This is a genomic window from Corynebacterium sp. KPL4035, assembly GCF_037908325.1.
GTDB classification, from domain to species: domain Bacteria; phylum Actinomycetota; class Actinomycetes; order Mycobacteriales; family Mycobacteriaceae; genus Corynebacterium; species Corynebacterium kefirresidentii.
On the sequence record NZ_JBBMGF010000002.1, the window covers coordinates 234,033 to 249,330 of the forward strand.

Annotated in this window: 14 protein-coding genes, 1 tRNA gene and 1 other RNA gene; 10 read left to right on the forward strand and 6 right to left on the reverse strand. The window is 64.5% G+C overall.

All coding sequences use genetic code 11. The annotated features are described in order from the left end of the window. The first annotated feature begins 2 nt into the window (after nucleotides 1–2). Entirely contained in the window at nucleotides 3–1,247 is a 1,245-nt protein-coding gene (gene tgt, locus WMP96_RS02970; protein WP_301715858.1) for a tRNA guanosine(34) transglycosylase Tgt, read from the forward strand. Here the strand turns inward: tgt and WMP96_RS02975 are convergent. Beyond that, complete coding sequence (locus tag WMP96_RS02975) at nucleotides 1,232–1,906, reverse strand: queuosine precursor transporter (RefSeq protein WP_369707467.1); 675 nt, start codon at nucleotides 1,904–1,906, stop codon at nucleotides 1,232–1,234. The two genes, tgt and WMP96_RS02975, sit on opposite strands and share 16 nt — an antisense overlap. Before the next feature lie 33 nt (nucleotides 1,907–1,939). On the opposite strand from WMP96_RS02975, the gene gluQRS reads away from it, so the two are divergent. The 3 genes from gluQRS to WMP96_RS02990 are packed head-to-tail and all read left to right on the forward strand — an operon-like array spanning nucleotide 1,940 to nucleotide 4,771. Then, a complete protein-coding gene (gluQRS, locus tag WMP96_RS02980; RefSeq protein ID WP_239204873.1) occupies nucleotides 1,940–2,833 on the forward strand; it encodes a tRNA glutamyl-Q(34) synthetase GluQRS in 894 nt (297 codons plus the stop codon). A gap of 11 nt (nucleotides 2,834–2,844) precedes the next feature. After that, nucleotides 2,845–4,425, forward strand: a complete 1,581-nt coding sequence (locus WMP96_RS02985; RefSeq protein ID WP_023020381.1) for a cation:proton antiporter — start codon at nucleotides 2,845–2,847, stop codon at nucleotides 4,423–4,425. 10 nt (nucleotides 4,426–4,435) lie between these two features. Further along, nucleotides 4,436–4,771 carry a hypothetical protein gene (locus WMP96_RS02990; RefSeq protein WP_023020382.1) on the forward strand — a complete coding sequence of 112 codons (336 nt, stop codon included), beginning with the start codon at nucleotides 4,436–4,438 and terminating at the stop codon, nucleotides 4,769–4,771. Nucleotides 4,772–4,861: 90 nt separating this feature from the next. Here WMP96_RS02990 and WMP96_RS02995 read toward each other — a convergent pair. Further along, nucleotides 4,862–4,950, reverse strand: a tRNA-Ser gene (locus WMP96_RS02995). Between the two features lie 179 nt (nucleotides 4,951–5,129). On the opposite strand from WMP96_RS02995, the gene ffs reads away from it, so the two are divergent. The 6 genes from ffs to recR all read left to right on the forward strand — a co-directional run bounded on the left by ffs (nucleotide 5,130) and on the right by recR (nucleotide 10,567). After that, nucleotides 5,130–5,228: signal recognition particle sRNA small type (gene ffs / locus WMP96_RS03000), an RNA gene on the forward strand. 60 nt (nucleotides 5,229–5,288) lie between these two features. Then, on the forward strand, nucleotides 5,289–6,560 hold the full coding sequence (locus tag WMP96_RS03005; protein ID WP_239204869.1) for an aminotransferase class I/II-fold pyridoxal phosphate-dependent enzyme: 1,272 nt from the start codon (nucleotides 5,289–5,291) through the stop codon (nucleotides 6,558–6,560). After that, nucleotides 6,523–7,104 carry a hypothetical protein gene (locus tag WMP96_RS03010; RefSeq protein WP_239207830.1) on the forward strand — a complete coding sequence of 194 codons (582 nt, stop codon included), beginning with the start codon at nucleotides 6,523–6,525 and terminating at the stop codon, nucleotides 7,102–7,104. Before WMP96_RS03005 ends, WMP96_RS03010 begins: the two co-directional genes overlap by 38 nt. Nucleotides 7,105–7,122: 18 nt before the next feature. After that, nucleotides 7,123–9,408 carry a DNA polymerase III subunit gamma and tau gene (locus WMP96_RS03015; protein ID WP_340432132.1) on the forward strand — a complete coding sequence of 762 codons (2,286 nt, stop codon included), beginning with the start codon at nucleotides 7,123–7,125 and terminating at the stop codon, nucleotides 9,406–9,408. Between the two features lie 62 nt (nucleotides 9,409–9,470). Beyond that, nucleotides 9,471–9,839 carry a YbaB/EbfC family nucleoid-associated protein gene (locus tag WMP96_RS03020; protein WP_023020386.1) on the forward strand — a complete coding sequence of 123 codons (369 nt, stop codon included), beginning with the start codon at nucleotides 9,471–9,473 and terminating at the stop codon, nucleotides 9,837–9,839. Nucleotides 9,840–9,910: 71 nt separating this feature from the next. Beyond that, nucleotides 9,911–10,567 carry a recombination mediator RecR gene (recR, locus tag WMP96_RS03025; RefSeq protein ID WP_023020387.1) on the forward strand — a complete coding sequence of 219 codons (657 nt, stop codon included), beginning with the start codon at nucleotides 9,911–9,913 and terminating at the stop codon, nucleotides 10,565–10,567. 48 nt (nucleotides 10,568–10,615) lie between these two features. Here recR and WMP96_RS03030 read toward each other — a convergent pair whose 3' ends face one another. From WMP96_RS03030 to WMP96_RS03045, 4 genes are all read right to left on the reverse strand, one after another. Then, entirely contained in the window at nucleotides 10,616–11,716 is a 1,101-nt protein-coding gene (locus WMP96_RS03030) for an HNH endonuclease signature motif containing protein (RefSeq protein ID WP_301715856.1), read from the reverse strand. 109 nt (nucleotides 11,717–11,825) lie between these two features. Next, on the reverse strand, nucleotides 11,826–12,599 hold the full coding sequence (locus tag WMP96_RS03035) for a type 1 glutamine amidotransferase (RefSeq protein WP_239207833.1): 774 nt from the start codon (nucleotides 12,597–12,599) through the stop codon (nucleotides 11,826–11,828). After that, on the reverse strand, nucleotides 12,592–13,869 hold the full coding sequence (locus WMP96_RS03040) for a Mur ligase family protein (protein WP_239207834.1): 1,278 nt from the start codon (nucleotides 13,867–13,869) through the stop codon (nucleotides 12,592–12,594). The genes WMP96_RS03035 and WMP96_RS03040 overlap by 8 nt, the downstream gene beginning before the upstream one ends. 27 nt (nucleotides 13,870–13,896) lie before the next feature. Then, complete coding sequence (locus WMP96_RS03045) at nucleotides 13,897–15,297, reverse strand: DNA polymerase III subunit epsilon (protein ID WP_301715855.1); 1,401 nt, start codon at nucleotides 15,295–15,297, stop codon at nucleotides 13,897–13,899. Nucleotide 15,298: the final 1 nt, after the last annotated feature.

A 15,298-nucleotide genomic window follows, 5' to 3' on the forward strand; every position in this document is an offset into this window, starting at 1 on the left:
AAATGGACTTGAGCTTCGACATCGGCAAGCGCCTGCCCGAAGGTCCCGGCAAGCACGGCCGCAGCGGTGTCATCCACACCCCACACGGCGATATTCAGACCCCGGCCTTCATCCCGGTGGCCACTAAAGCCACGGTAAAGACCCTGACTCCGGAGCAGATTCGCTCCACCGGCGCGCAAGCCATTTTGTCGAATGCGTACCACCTTTACCTGCAGCCAGGCCACGACATCGTGGACGAGGCCGGCGGCGTGGCGGAGTTCGAAAACTGGCACGGACCGACCTACACCGACTCCGGCGGCTTCCAGGTGATGTCGCTGGGCGTAGGTTTCAAGAAGGTCCTTGCGATGGATATCGCGGAACTTAGCGATAAGGACATCCGCGCGGCAAAGAAAGAGCGCATGGCGCAGGTGGACGAGGACGGCGTGGATTTCAAATCCGTTATCGACGGCTCCAAGCACCGTTTCACCCCTGAGAAGTCCATGCAGATCCAGCACGGGCTGGGCGCAGACATCATGTTCGCCTTCGACGAGCTGACCACGCTCGTTGATACGCGTACCTACCAGGAAGAATCCGTCGCCCGCACGCACCGCTGGGCCAAGCGCTGCCTGGATGAGCACGACCGCCTCACCCGCGAGCGCACCCACCGGCCGAAGCAGTCCCTGTGGGGCGTCGTTCAGGGCGCGCAGTATGAGGACCTGCGCCGCCAGGCCACTCGCGGCCTGCTCGACCTCGATCGCACCGCCCGCGAGGAAGGCAAGCGCGGCTTTGGCGGTTTTGGCATCGGCGGCGCGCTGGAGAAGGAAAACCTGGGCACCATCGTTGGCTGGGTCTGCGATGAGCTACCCGAGTACAAGCCGCGCCACCTGCTCGGCATCTCCGAGCCGGATGATATCTTCACTGCCGTCGAGGCCGGTGCCGATACCTTTGACTGCGTGGCGCCGACCCGCTTGGCGCGTCGCGGCGGCGTTTACACCCTCGACGGCCGCATGAACCTCACCAATGCGCGCTTTAAGCGCGATTTCGCTGGGGTCGACGAGGAATTCGGCGGCTACGTATCTGAGAATTACTCCCGCGCCTACCTGCACCACTTGCTCAAGGCGAAGGAATTCCTCGCAGGCACGCTGTGCACCATCCACAACGTGGAGTTCATGATTCGCCTGGTGGATAATATCCGCGCCGCCATCGACGGCGGCTACTACGAGGCCTACCGCGATGAATTCCTAGGCCGCTACTACGCCGGCAAGTAGTCCTCGCGCTTTTTAACCCACGAGATAACCATGGCCGTCACCGGCAGCATGACGGCCTCCATCAGGGTCTTCCACACGAATCCCACGATGACGTAGTTGATGAAACCACCCACCGTATCCACGCCGATTACCGGCGCGGCGATGGCGCAAAACAGCAGCGTATCGCCGAATTCGCCCACCACGGTAGAGGCGATAAGGCGCGCGAAAAGCCCCTTTTCGCCCGAGCGCTTCTTCATCGCAGTCAGCGTCCAGGCATTGAGTAGCTGGCCCACGAGATAGCCGGCTAGCGAGGCGGCCAGAATCTGCGGCATCAGGCCAAGCGTGGCCGCGAAGGCTTCCTGGCCCTCATAGAAATCGGCCGCCGGCAGCCAAATGGCGATATAGAAGCACACGGCCGCCAAGATGGCCATCGCGAAGCCGATGTAGACCGCGCGGCGCGTGGATTTAAAGCCATAGCACTCGGAGAGCACGTCGCCGACGATATAGGCCAGCGGGAATAGAAAGAAGGCACCGTCGGTCACCAGCGGGCCGAGCTGGACGCCCTTGGTGGCGTTGATATTGGAAATCAGGAAGGTCACCACAAACACGGTGACCAGCCAAGGGTAGAGAGTAGAGCGGACGGGAATGAAGCGCACTTCAGCGCCGTTCGTTTTTTCCATGCCCGCCATTGTGCCAGCCCGTAGACTGTGGGCATGAATTCTGCGACCACCGGCGCCGGCCGCTACGCGCCGAGCCCCTCGGGGGATCTGCACTTCGGCAACCTCCGCACGGCGCTTCTGGCGTGGCTTTTTGCCCGCTCGACGGGGCGGCGCTTTGTGGTGCGCGTGGAGGACATCGATAAGCAGCGCTCCTCCCAGGAATCGGCCGAGCGCCAGCTGGCGGACCTGCGCGCGCTCGGACTGGACTGGGACGGCGAGGTCATCTACCAGCACGATCGCGACGCTGCCTATGAGCAAGCCTTGGCCCAGCTGCCCACCTACGAATGCTATTGCTCGCGTAAGGACATTCGCGAGGCCTCCCGGGCCCCGCACGCCATCCCCGGCCAGTACCCGGGCACCTGCCGCAACCTCACCGAAGACCAGCGCGCGGCCAAGCGCGCCGAGCTGGCGGCCCAGAATCGCCAGCCCGCCCTTCGCCTGCTTGCCGACGTCCCCACATTCACCATCCACGACGCCCTCCACGGAACCTATACCGGCGACGTCGATGACTTCATCCTGCGCCGCGGCGGCCAGGACACCGGTTGGGCGTATAACTTGGCCGTCGTCGTCGACGATGCCTTCCAGGGCATCGACCAGGTAGTCCGCGGCGATGACTTGCTCTCCTCGGCGCCGCGCCAGGCCTACCTCGCCTCATTGCTCGGTATCGAGCCGCCGGAATATATCCACGTCCCGCTCGTGCTCAATGAATCCGGTGAACGCCTAGCCAAGCGCGATAGTGCGGTGACCATGCGGGAAATGGGGGACGTGGGGGACGTCGTCAAGCAGCTGGCGGCCTCGCTGGGGTATGAAGCCGGCAGCGCCGCAGAGCTGCTCGCGCAATTCGCGCCCGACCGCTTAAGCCCTGATCCCTATATCTGGCGCGGGTAAAATCTGGGCCCATGGACGTTCTTCTGGTGCTCATTGGGCTCATGCTGCTGACCGTATTCGTCGTCGCCATCGGTGACAAGATTGGGCTGCCGTGGCCGGCGTTGCTGACGATCATTACTGCCTGCGCCGTCTTCGTGCCGGGGCTACCCAGGTTTGAGCCGCCCACCGAGCTCATCCTGCCGATTTTCCTGCCGCCGCTGCTGTGGGCGCTGGCCCGGCGCACCTCGTGGGGCGTTATCCGTGAACAATGGGTGACTATCTTGAGCCTATCCGTGCTTTTGGTGGTCGCCACCACGCTGGCCGTTGGCTTCACGGCCTATGCCTTCCTGCCCGGTATCAGCCTGGCTGCGGCCATCCTCATCGGTGCGGCCATCGCCCCACCGGACCCCGTCGCAGTCGATGCCGTGGCCGAGCCCGCCGGCATCCCGCGGCGCATCATCACCACCTTGCAGACCGAAGGCCTGTTTAACGATGCCGCCTCTATCGTCGCCTTCAATCTTGCCTTGACGGCCGTAACCCAAGGCGATGAGCTCTCCTTTGGCGGCGGCGTGCTGAACTTCTTCTACTCTGCATTCGTCGCGGGCGGCCTGGGGTGGATCGTCGGCCGGCTGGTGGCACTGTTTATCACCCACGTCCACGACGTCACCGCGCGCAACGCGCTGACCTGGGTGACGCCGTTTGCCGTCTACCTCATCGCGGAGGAACTCGGTGCCTCCGGCGTTATCGCCGTGGTCATCGCGGCCGTAGAACTTAATTCCCGGGCCGATATCCAGGCCGAGGACCGCCTATCCGGTCAGTCCTTCTGGGAGACCATCGAACTGCTCTTTACTGGCGTGGCCTTCGGACTCATTGGCCTGACGGTCAATACCGCCATCGGCGAAGTGGGCTCGGACCTGTGGCATTCGGTGGTCGTGGGCGTCATCTTGTCCCTCGTGGCCTTTGTTGTCCGTTTGGTGTGGATGTATGCCTATTACCGCATCAACGTCTCCCGCGGCCGCCCACGGGTTGCGCCGCTGCGCCTGCAAGAGGTACTGCTGATGACGTGGTCCGGCATGCGTGGACTTGTCACTTTGGCGCTGGTTTTGTCCATCCCGGCGGGCGTGTTTAGTTTCCACCATGAGCTCGCCGTCATCGCGTTGACGGTCTTGCTGGCCACGATGGTGGTGCCCGGCCTGCTCTTGCCGTGGTTGATGGAGCGACTCGACCTCACGGAAGCCTCCCAGATTGCCAGCGATAAGATGCGCGCTGCCGTGGTTGGCCGTGCGCGTGCGGCCAGCATCGAGGCACTGTCGAACTTCCGGCCGGATGGGCATATCGCACCCGACGCCGAAAAGGTGGATCCGGAAATTTCCGCCAACGTTATCCAATGGCTGGAAGACCGGATTGGTGATGGCGAGGATGTTTCCGAAGACTCCCGCAAGCAACGCGCCTGGCAGTTCCGCCACGTAGCTCTGGAGGCCCGCCGGACCGCTCTGACGGCGGCACAGGAGGAGCTGCTGCGCATGCGCGGCTACCGCGCCTATAACCCGGCCATCGTGGACGAGGTGCTGGAAGAAATCGACCGCATGGTCCTAGGCACCAAGCGCCACTAGGCTGGGCGGCATGAATGCCTTCGACTATGCGCAGCTTGAGGACGCGCTGGATTACCTCTACGACTTCCTTGACCAGGACCTAGCGGACCGCGTGCGCACCGAGCGTGAATACGTTCCAGAAGGGATGGAAGGCTTGCTTGCCGACGACTCCCTCGACGACTACGTCTGGCTGTGGATCAAAGACTCAGGCCCGAACGGCTTCCGGCAGTACCTGCGCGACGGAGGCTATCCCGAGGCCGAGGTCGCCCAGGCCTTCCTCTGGGCGCGCACTGAGTGGGGCATGAACACCCCGCCGCATATTGCGTGGCTAAAAGAAGACGGCTACGAACCGCCGGTCATCGATTAGCGGCTAGCGCGGCGTCGGCTAGCGCGGCCGAGCGCAGGTATAACAAAAATCCCGGCTCCGTTGCTATGCAGCAGGAACCGGGATTTCCTGTGGCGGAGGATGTGGGATTTGAACCCACGAGGGGCGTGAACCCCGCACGCGTTCCAGGCGTGTGACATAGGCCGCTAGTCGAATCCTCCGAGAAGAAACATTAGCAGTCGTGGCAATTATTTTACCAATCGCCAGGTCAGGGCGTGTTTTCGGGGAATTTTAACCGTTGTGTGGTGGCTAGGTATCGAGAGCGGTACCCGCGAGCGGCGGAGGGCTGCGCGGCCGGAGTCCCATTTGGCTAAACCGGCGCTCGGGCGTTAAAGTGTGGGGCAGGATTCCGCGTGGCGTCCATCCTCTGAACTCCCCCAGGGCAGGAATGCAGCAAGGGTCAGGAGGCTCTGACGGGTGCGCGGGGTCCCCTTTTTGTATGGCGTGCGTTACTATTGGGGGCTAAAAGTCGCCCTATACATGGAAGGTAGACATACGCATGTCGCTTCTTACTTTGGAATCGTCCGAACTAACTGAGCTCGCCGCTCAGGTCCGTAAGGACTACGAGGACCTTAAAGCTAAGGGCCTGAAACTGGATTTGACCCGCGGCAAGCCAGCGAAGGCGCAGCTAGACCTCTCCAACGATCTCCTCGCCCTGCCAGGCCAGGGCCATTACACCGACGCGGCCGGAAACGACCTGCGTAACTACGGCAACCAAAAGGGCATCAAGGAACTGCGCGACATCTGGGGCAAGCTGACCAACATGGACCCCGAGCTGCTCGTGGCCGCAGATTCTTCCTCCCTGAACATCATGTTTGACCTGATTTCTTGGGCGTTCCTCTTCGGCACCAATGATTCCGCGCAGCCGTGGAGCAAGGAAGAAAAACTCAAGTGGATCTGCCCAGTGCCGGGCTATGACCGCCACTTTGCCATCACGGAGCAATTTGGCTTCGAGCTGGTGACGGTGCCGATGGAAGAAGACGGGCCGGATGTAGAGGCCGTCGAAAAGCTGGTGGCGGACCCGACAGTCAAGGGCATGTGGGTGGTGCCGATGTTCGCCAACCCCACCGGCGCCGTGATTTCTGAGGACAAGGCCCGCCGCCTCGCCCGCATGCAGGCCGGCGCACCGGATTTCCGCATCGTGTGGGATAACGCCTACGCCGTGCATACCTTGACTGAAGAGTTCCCGGAAATTCTGCCGATTCTGGATATCGCCGCGGAAGAAGGCCACCCGAACCGCTTCTGGGCCATGTCGTCCACTTCGAAGATCACCTTCGCGGGCGCGGGAGTGGGTTTCTTCGGCACCTCGGAGGATAACCTCGAGTGGTACCTAGAGCATGCCGGCATTCGCGGCATCGGCCCGAATAAGATTAACCAGCTGGCGCACCACGAGTTCTTCGGCTCCGCAGAAGGGGTGCGCGCGGTGATGCGCCGCCACGCCGCGCTGATTAAGCCGAAGTTCGATGCGGTGCTGCGCATCCTGGAAAAGCGCCTGGGCGAGTACGAGGTGGCGCAGTGGACCAACCCGAAGGGTGGCTACTTCATCTCCCTCGACGTTGTCGACGGCACCGCCAACCGCGTCTGGGAGCTTGCGCGCGACGCCGGCATCCTGCTTACCCAGGCGGGCTCGGCCTTCCCTTATGGCCAGGACGACAATGACCGCAATATCCGCCTCGCCCCAACCCTGCCGCCGCAGGAAGAGGTCGAGACCGCGATGGACGGCGTCGCTACCTGTGTGCTGCTTGCCGCCGTGGAGAAGCTGGGGGCCTAAAATCAACGCCGACGAGTCTGCCCTGTGGCTGAGCGAGATTATCCCGGCGCCACTGGAGTTCCGCTACGTCGATGAGCGCCGGCTAGGCCTCGCCGCGCTTGCCGACGCCCAATCGCTCGCCCTCACCACCACCTTCAACAACACCGACACCGGCTTGCAGAGCCAGGACGACGGCACCGATGTGCGCTGCGAGCTGTTGACGGTGGCGCGTACCGGGCAGCCCGAGGTGGCTGCCGCCGTAAATGCCGCGGCCGATACTTTCGAGAAGGCCGACGGTCTGCTTCCGGCGCAGCCGGGCGTGATGCTGCCGTCCATCCTCGACGCGCCGGGAATTACCGTGCACCACGGACTCTTCATCGCGCCGTACCTGTGGGGCGGGCAGACCCCGCAATTTCGCGAAGAGGGCCGCCTGACCCTCATCCTGCAGCTGGTCATGCTGACGGATTCGGAATATGCGTTTGGGGTAGAAGAGGGCGTCGGCAAGCTGCAGGGGGCAGTGGCCGAGCAGGGCATTGACCTGCTGGACTGGTCGCGCGAGGGTTAGCCGGTAAACTGGCTAACCGTGGCTTTATACCGGAAATACCGTCCAGCAACGTTCGCGGAGGTCGTGGGCCAAGAGCAGGTCACTACGCCGCTATCCGCCGCCCTCGATGCAGGGCGCATCAACCACGCCTATCTCTTTTCCGGCCCGCGCGGCTGCGGCAAGACCTCCTCGGCGCGAATTATGGCCCGTTCGCTCAACTGCGAGCACGGGCCGACCTCGACGCCGTGTGGCAAGTGCGATTCCTGCGTCTCCCTAGCCCCCGGCGGCCCCGGAAACTTGGACGTGACGGAGCTTGACGCCGCCTCGCATAATGGCGTGGAAGACATGCGGGAGCTGCGCGATCGCGCCTACTACGCGCCGGCCGAATCGCGCTACCGCATCTTCATCATCGACGAGGCGCATATGATTTCGCCCTCCGGCGCTAACGCGCTGCTCAAGGTAGTGGAGGAGCCGCCGGAGCACGTCATTTTCATCTTCGCGACCACGGAGCCGGAGAAAATTATCGGCACCATTCGCTCGCGTACCCACCACTATCCCTTCCGCTTGCTGACCCCGCCGGCCATGAAGGGCTTGCTGCAGCGCACCGTCGCGGCCGAGGGCGTGCATGTCGAGGACGCCGTATACCCCATGGTCATTGAGGCGGGCGGTGGTTCCCCGCGCGATACGTTGTCCTTGCTGGACCAGCTGCTGGCCGGTGCCGGGCCCGATGGCCTGACCTATGACCTCGCCCGGCCGCTTTTGGGTGTCACTGATGTTTCGCTGCTTGACGACGCCATCGACACCCTCGCCAACCAAGACAAACCCGGCCTCTTCGCGATGGTGGACCATGTCATCGAGGCCGGCCACGACCCGCGTCGCTTCGCTATCGATTTGCTCGACCGCCTGCGCGATCTGATGATCCTGCAGGCCGTGCCCGGCGCTATCGAGGCCGGCCTCGTCTCCGCGCCCACCGACCGCGCTTCTGTGCTTACCGCCCAGGCGCAGCGTTTTTCCGGCCCGCAGCTGACCTACTTGGCATCCACGGTCAACGACCGCATCAGCGATCTCACCGGTGCGACCTCGCCGCGCTTGCTGCTGGAAATCATGTGCGCGCACCTGCTTATCGGGTCCACCGGCCCCGCGGCCACCGGCGCCACCGTCCCCGCGGCCGCACCCGGAGCGCCCGTGCCTGCCGGCCCTGCGACCCCGGGCGGTGCCGCCGCGGCAACCTCAGCTGTCGCAGGTGCCCAAGACCCCCAGTCCGCTGCGGCCGCCATTATCGCGCGCCGTCGCGCCAAGTCCCAGGAGCAGCACTCCGCTGGCTCTGAGCCCGCCCCTCAGCCGCAAACGCAAACCCAGCCCCCGGCTAAGACCGCACAATCGTCCACCGAGCAGCAAACCCCGCAGCAACAACAGCAGCCGCAGGTAGAGCCGCAGCCGCAGTCGGAGCCGGAGCCGCAAGAGTCCCAGGATCCGTGGCAGCGCGAACGGCGCATACCGCAGTCGGCGCCGGCCCAGCAGGGGCGGCAGGAGCAGCGCGAGCCATTGGAGAAACCCGTACCGGCCCGCGCGGAGGAATCCGCCCAGGAAGCAACGGCGCGATCTGGGGGCCAGCCCGCTGCGGAGACGGCGTCGGAAAGAGTGTCGGAAACGGCGCAACCGCAGGCAACGCAAGAGCCGGAAGGCGACTTTGCGGAAGCCGTGAGGGAGAAATGGGTGGCGTTGAGGGGGAGCGTCGGAAAGCGGAATAAGGTAGCGGAAATTATGCTTGCCGAAGCCCGCGTGCTTGGCTTCCGCGATGGCACGCTAACGCTGGGACACACCACCGGTGCCCTTGCCGAGCGAATCAATGCGCCCGCCAATAACGCCGTTATCGTGGGGGTACTCAAGGAGGAGTTCCAGCGCGATGTGGCCGTGACCTGCGTGGTAGGCACTGACCCGAAGACCGCCGGTTTCAATGCCCCACGGCCGGCGCAGCGCAAGGAGGCGTGGACACCGAATCAGCCCGCGCGCGAGCCTGCCGACGACCAGGAGGCGGAGAGTAAGCAGGAAAACACGCCGGGCTGGCGCTCGCGCATCGCACGGGCGACGCAGGCCGCCAAGCAGCGCGATGAATCGCAGTTCAGCAACGGCGTGCCGCTGCCGCCCGAACCCGAGCCGGAGCCCGATGAGGTACCGCCCGAGGAACCGCCGGCCTATACCCGCGATGACGAAGAACGCGACATGATGGAGGCCGCGCAGTCCACCGGTGAAATGGATCATCGCAGCGCTACCGAGGTAGCTATGGAATTGCTGGAGCGGGAACTAGGCGCGCGGCGTGCCTAGGCGGCGAGCACGGTACACTCGGGCGGTAGCGAAATTTAAAGTTGATTTAGAAAGGAAACACCATGGCTGACCAAGACCCAATGCAGCAGGCAAATGACATGAACGACCTCATCGCGCAGGCCGCGCAGGTGCAGGCGGATTTGCAGAAGGCGCAAGAAGAAATCCTCGCTACCAACGTCGAGGGCCAGGCAGGCAATGGCCTAGTCAAGGTGACCATGACTGGCGGCGCCGAGCTCGTGGACTTGCAGATTGATAAGTCCATCGTGGATCCAGAGGACGTCGATACGCTGCAGGACCTGGTTATGGGTGCGTTCAAGGAGGCCCACGCTGCGGCCGGACGCCTGGCACAGGAAAAGATTGGCCCGCTGTCCCAGGGCATGGGTGGCCAGGGTGGCCCGTCTTTTGAGGATGTCTTCGGCGGCAACCAGTAGCCCGCGCGATACGATATAAGGCCGTTGCCCCGGGGTGGGGCGGCGGCTTTTGCCGATTTTGGGAGTAATTGATGTTTGAAGGACCTCTGCAAGACCTCATCGACGAGTTTTCGCGCCTGCCGGGAATCGGCCCGAAGTCGGCGCAGCGCATCGCGTTTCACGTTTTGCACATGGAACCCGAGGACATCGAGCGGCTGCAAAACGCGCTGGGCGCGGTGCGCGACGGCGTGACCTTCTGCCGCATTTGCTGCAATATTTCGCGTGAGGATGTCTGCCGCATCTGCATTAACTCGCAGCGCGACGCCTCTACTATCTGCGTGGTCGAGGAGCCTAAGGATATCCAGGTTATTGAGCGCACCGGCGAGTATGAGGGCCGCTATCACGTTTTGGGCGGCGCGTTGGACCCGCTGGCGAATGTGGGTCCGCGTGATTTGAATATCTCCACACTGCTGCAGCGCCTAGGCGGCGTGTTGCCGGACCGAGAGCTTGCAGACTCCACCCCCGAAACCCCGCTTTACGACGCCACCCCCACCATCCACGAAGTCATCCTCGCCACCGACCCCAATACGGAGGGCGAGGCGACCGCCGCATACCTGGTGCGCTTGCTGCGCGACTTCCCTGATTTGAAGATCACCAGGTTGGCCTCCGGCATGCCGCTCGGAGGCGATTTGGAGTTTGTGGACGAGCTCACCTTGTCTCGCGCGCTTTCCGGCCGCCTGACCATATAGCACGTTGAGCGCCCTGGCCAGTACTGGGCGAATGCGGAGCTACAGCGGCTAGGGCACGGCGGCCGTAGGCCCGGTTCGCGCTCGGCCGGTGAATACCGGCGGGCCGTGCGCCTCCTTTGTCGTCGTGCTGCATCTGCTGCTGCGCCCGCTGCGCCTGTTGTCGGGTTCGTTGCTGTGCCCTATGTGTGTATGCCTGTCCTGGCTAGCGGGCGGGAGCCAGGCGATCCGGCCCCGAATGCGCGCCATCCGGCCGCGGCCCGGCAGCCCGTTGATGGAGTTGTGGTACGGGCACAATAGCGTCATGTTCTCAGGATGGGTGTGGCCGCCGCGGGAGTATTCGATGAGGTGGTGGGCTTGGCATTCGGAGGCGGGGCGTCGGCAAGCGGGCCAGGCGCAGCGGGCGCCTTCGGCCTCGAGCATGCGGCGTTGCTTGGCGGAGGCCTGCCGGGTGCGGTAGAGGTTGACCGGGCCGCGCTCGGGATGGATGAGCGTGAAGAGTCCCGCGCCGGCTAGGGTGCGGCGGACTAGTTCGGCGCCGGTGATGGTGGCGCCGTTGGTCATAGCGAGGCGGATATCCTCGCCGTTTCCAGCGAGGATTTTCAGATACTCCGGCAGCTCGATGATGACATTGGTGGTCACGGTAGCGGGCGCGGTGGCGCGGGAGCCGTTAAGCCAGGCCAGCGGGTCGGATTTAGCGGCGGCCCAGATATCGGCCATTTGTGCGGCGGGGCCGGTGAAACTCAGGGTGGTTTTCTCCCCGTGCATAATCCGGCGTCCGCCGTCTTCGCGCTCGGGCGGAGGGTTGAATTCGCGCAGCAGACGGGTAGCCGCGCGCGAGACGTGCGCGGTGGTGCCGGCGGTGGCGCAGAGCTGCTCGCGGAATTGCCAGCGCTTGGTGGGGTCGCTAATGCTGCGCGAGCGACGGGCGATGAGCGCGAGGGTCTCTAGGCAGTGGTGATTGCGGCGCGCGGCGGCCAGTGCGCGGGCTTGGTAGCGCGAATGGCTGGTGGGCGAGAGAAAGGCCGCGGCGGTCCGGCGCAGGGTGCGCGCTTGGTCCGCGGGCAGGGGCAGGCTGGAGGCGGCGTGGACCTCTTCGAGAAGATCCACGCCGCGCTTAGCGATGTCGCCCAGCTGCTCCAATAACGTCATGCCCCGCAGCCTATTGGCGTGGGATGCGCGGCTACAAGGGGCAGCGGCCGGGCCTGTGGATAACTCGGGGTTTCAGGGCCGTCGGGCGCAGTTATCCACAGTTATGGGCCTATCTTTGGGAGCGCGGGGGCTCGGAGGCGTTGAAACGTTCGACGCGCAGGCGGTCAACGGCCGGAATTTCAAGCGGCTCAAGATCCGCGAGGGTCACGCCCATCGCTTGGGCGAGGAGGAGATCGGCCAGCTGCGGGTTTCGGGCCAGCGCCGGGCCGTGCATATAGGTGGCGATGACGCTGCCTTGGACGGCGCCTTCGTAGGTGCGCTGGGTGGAGCCATCGGCAAGGTCGGCGGTGGCGGCCTGGTCTGCATTGCCATTGCCACGGGTGAGCGTGCCGAGGGGCTGCGCGGAGGGGCCAAGGATGGTAGCGCCCAAGTGGTTTTCAAAGCCCGTGAGCGGCTCTGTGAGGTCCGCGGTAACGCCAGCGCGGGTGGGTTCGGAAGCCACCTCGCCGATGGCACGGTCCTGCATGCCGGCCGTGGTGGCATCGAGCAGGCCGACGCCGTCGATGATGCGACCGGAGGCGCGGAAGGACTCACCCAGGACCTGCAGGCCAGCACAAATGGCAAAGACCGGGCGGCCGGCGTTGGCGGCGCGGCTCAGGCCACCATCGGAAATCAGGTGGTCCGCGGCCAGGATCTGCGCGGTATCTTCGCCGCCGCCGAGGGTGTAGATATCCAGCATCTCGGGCACGGGCTCGCCCAAGCGGATCGGGTGAATCTCCGCTTCGAAGCCGCGCATGCGGGCGCGCTGGCGCAGGACGAGGGCGTTGCCGTCGTCGCCGTAGGTACCGAGGACGTCGGGAAGCACTAGGCCGATATTAAGCATTGGTGGCCTCCTTGGAAAGCGCCTTCTTCAAATCGCGGAAGGCGGTGTAGTTGGCGAGGACCTCGATGCGACCCTCCGGGCAGGCGGCGAGCGCATCGAGCGGATCCGGGATGAGCTCGTGGGAGATATCGGCGTAGACCAGGCGCACCGCCAGGTCGGTGCCGCGCTCGCCGGCGGCCTTCACGCTGAGGCCATTGAAGCCTTCGAATTTCACGTCCCACAGCCAGGACATGTCAATGCCATCGGCCACCTGGCCGTTGGTGGCGATGATCAAGCCATCGGCGCTGCGGTCCACCATGGACAGCGCTTCTTGCCAGCCGGCCGGGTTCTTGGCCAGCAGCAAGCGAATCTCGCGGCCGCGCCAGTGAATGGTGGAGTAGCGACCGGCCACATCATCGATGCTTTCGGCGGCCGCAATGGCTTTGTCGAGGTCCACGCCGAAGCCTGCGACGGCGGCAGCGATGGCTTGGGCCGCGTTGCCCCGGTTAGCACGGCCAGGCAGTGCCAGGTTCAGGGGGCGTTTAGCGGTGGGGGTGATAATGCCATGCTTATCGACGCCCCACGTTGGCTGCGGCCGGCGGAATTCGCGGCCGTCGGCAAGCGGCTTGACGGCGTACCAGTCATCCTCGGTGCGCACGACGTGCCCGCCGGTGCGCGGGCAGGTAACGGAATCGCCGAGCCAGCCGGCGCCGGCCGAAACCCAGATGACATTCTTGGCGTCATAGGCCACGGAGGTCATCAAAACGTCATCGCAGTTGGCGATGACGAGCATGTCCGGGTGGGCCTCTACGGCGCCGCGCAGGGCCCGCTCGATCTTATTAATCTCGCCCACGCGGTCGAGCTGGTCGCGGGTGAGGTTGAGCAGAACCAGCGCCTGCGGGTTCAGGTTATCGGCTACGTGGGGCACGTGGAGCTCGTCCACCTCGAGTACCAGGTGGGAGGCGTCCTTGCCGGCCATGAGTGCGGAGATGATGCCGGCATCCATGTTGTCACCGCCGTCGTTGGTGGCTACGGTGTGCTCGGCGCGGACTGCGGCGGCCAGCATGCGGGTGGTGGTGGACTTGCCGTTGGTGCCGGTCACCAGCACGGCCGGGCGCCCACCACCCAGGTTGGTCATGATGGAAGGGTCAATGGCATTGGCGATTAGACCACCGATCATTCCGCCGGCGCCACGGCCGGTGGCGCGGGAAGCGGTGGTAGCCAGCTTCGCGGCGGTAGTGGCGGTGGTGGTGCGCAACTTCCTCAGCGCACCCGGGACTCTAAAACTCATGTCCCCTAGGGTAGTCGCGCGGGCGGCTTAGTCGTTCTTTTTCCCCGCCGAGCCGCCAGAATTTCGTCGGCCCCTGCCGCGACCACCGCGGCCGCCCCGGCGACGGCGGCGCTTTTGGTTCTTAGCGCCGCCTTTTTTGTTGTTGTGGGAAGAGCGTTGGGGCCGGGGCGTGGGTTTGCCGGATTCGGGTTCCGGGACGGCGTCTTCGATGCGGGTGAGGGCGTCAAGAAACGCGGTATCGGACATCAGCGGAATGCCCTTGCGGTGGGCGTGCATGGGTTTTCCCACCAAGTCAGTGGTCACGTTGCACACGACCAGCGAGGATTCGCGGGTGAGCTTCTCAGAATAATTGAGCTTCTCACGCATGAGCGCGGCGATGATGGTGTCCGGGTCCTCGAGGATTTCCGGAGCGACTACGATTTCCATGCCGCGGCGCAGTTCCTTGCCCGGCTCGTATTTGCCGGGGTTGTGGTGTTGGACGGGGGCTTCGGCAGCGTCGACTCGCACGTGGGAGCGTTGCAGGCCGAAGCGGTCGGCGCGCACGTCCTCGGGCGCATAGCTGCGCACTGTGCCGCCTCGTTGCTTGCGGTAGAGCGCGATGAGTAGTTCGGTTTGTTCGCGCGAAGTCTCGGGTTCGGGCCGCTTGGCGCGCTCTACCGAGGCCTGTGGCGAAGCGTCCAAGCCGCTCTGCTTAGCGACGCCCCCTAAACGCACATCATTCGACCGCACCTGCTGCGCATAGGAGGTGGCCAAAGTATCGATGATGCGAACGGGGGTGGGGACGTGTCCGACCTTCTGGCGGCGCCGGCGGCCCTTGTTGCGGCCGCGGTTGCGCGCGCGATTTTGGCGGGCGGCGGCCATCATGGCGCGGCGGGCTTCGGCGACGAGAAAACCCCAGGTATAGGGGAGATCGTGGACGATGAGTGTGCGGCCGTCAATAAGCTTGTCCAGCGATTTGAGGATCTTGCCAAAAGCTGGCGCCTGCTCAATATCGGTGGTGCTCAGCCCGTGGAGGTGGCGCGGCCCGGCATCGATATCGGGCTTGAGGACGGCGTGGAATTGCTGGCCCTGCTCGCTGGTGTCGTTGAACGCAATGGCGTCGATAGTAACGATGCGCCCGGTGCTGGGATGGATGCCGGTGGTCTGGATGGTCAGCGCCACATAGGGAAAGTCCGCTGCGTCGTTGGGCGAGTCGGCCTGCTGCGGCTGTTGCTGGGCCGGTGGGTGCGGTTTCGGTTTCGGCTTGGGTTTCGGGGCGTCTGGCTCACCGGAGGCACGGACCGCACGGCGGGGCTTAGTGCGGCGCTGTTCCATGCCTGGTTTGGGCGCTGTGGACCTGGCCGCGTGGCGCGAAGCTACCGTCGCGGGCGACGGCGCTGGGGCCGACGCCGACGGGTGCTGCGGGGAGGGGCCAGGTGTGTTGTTCATT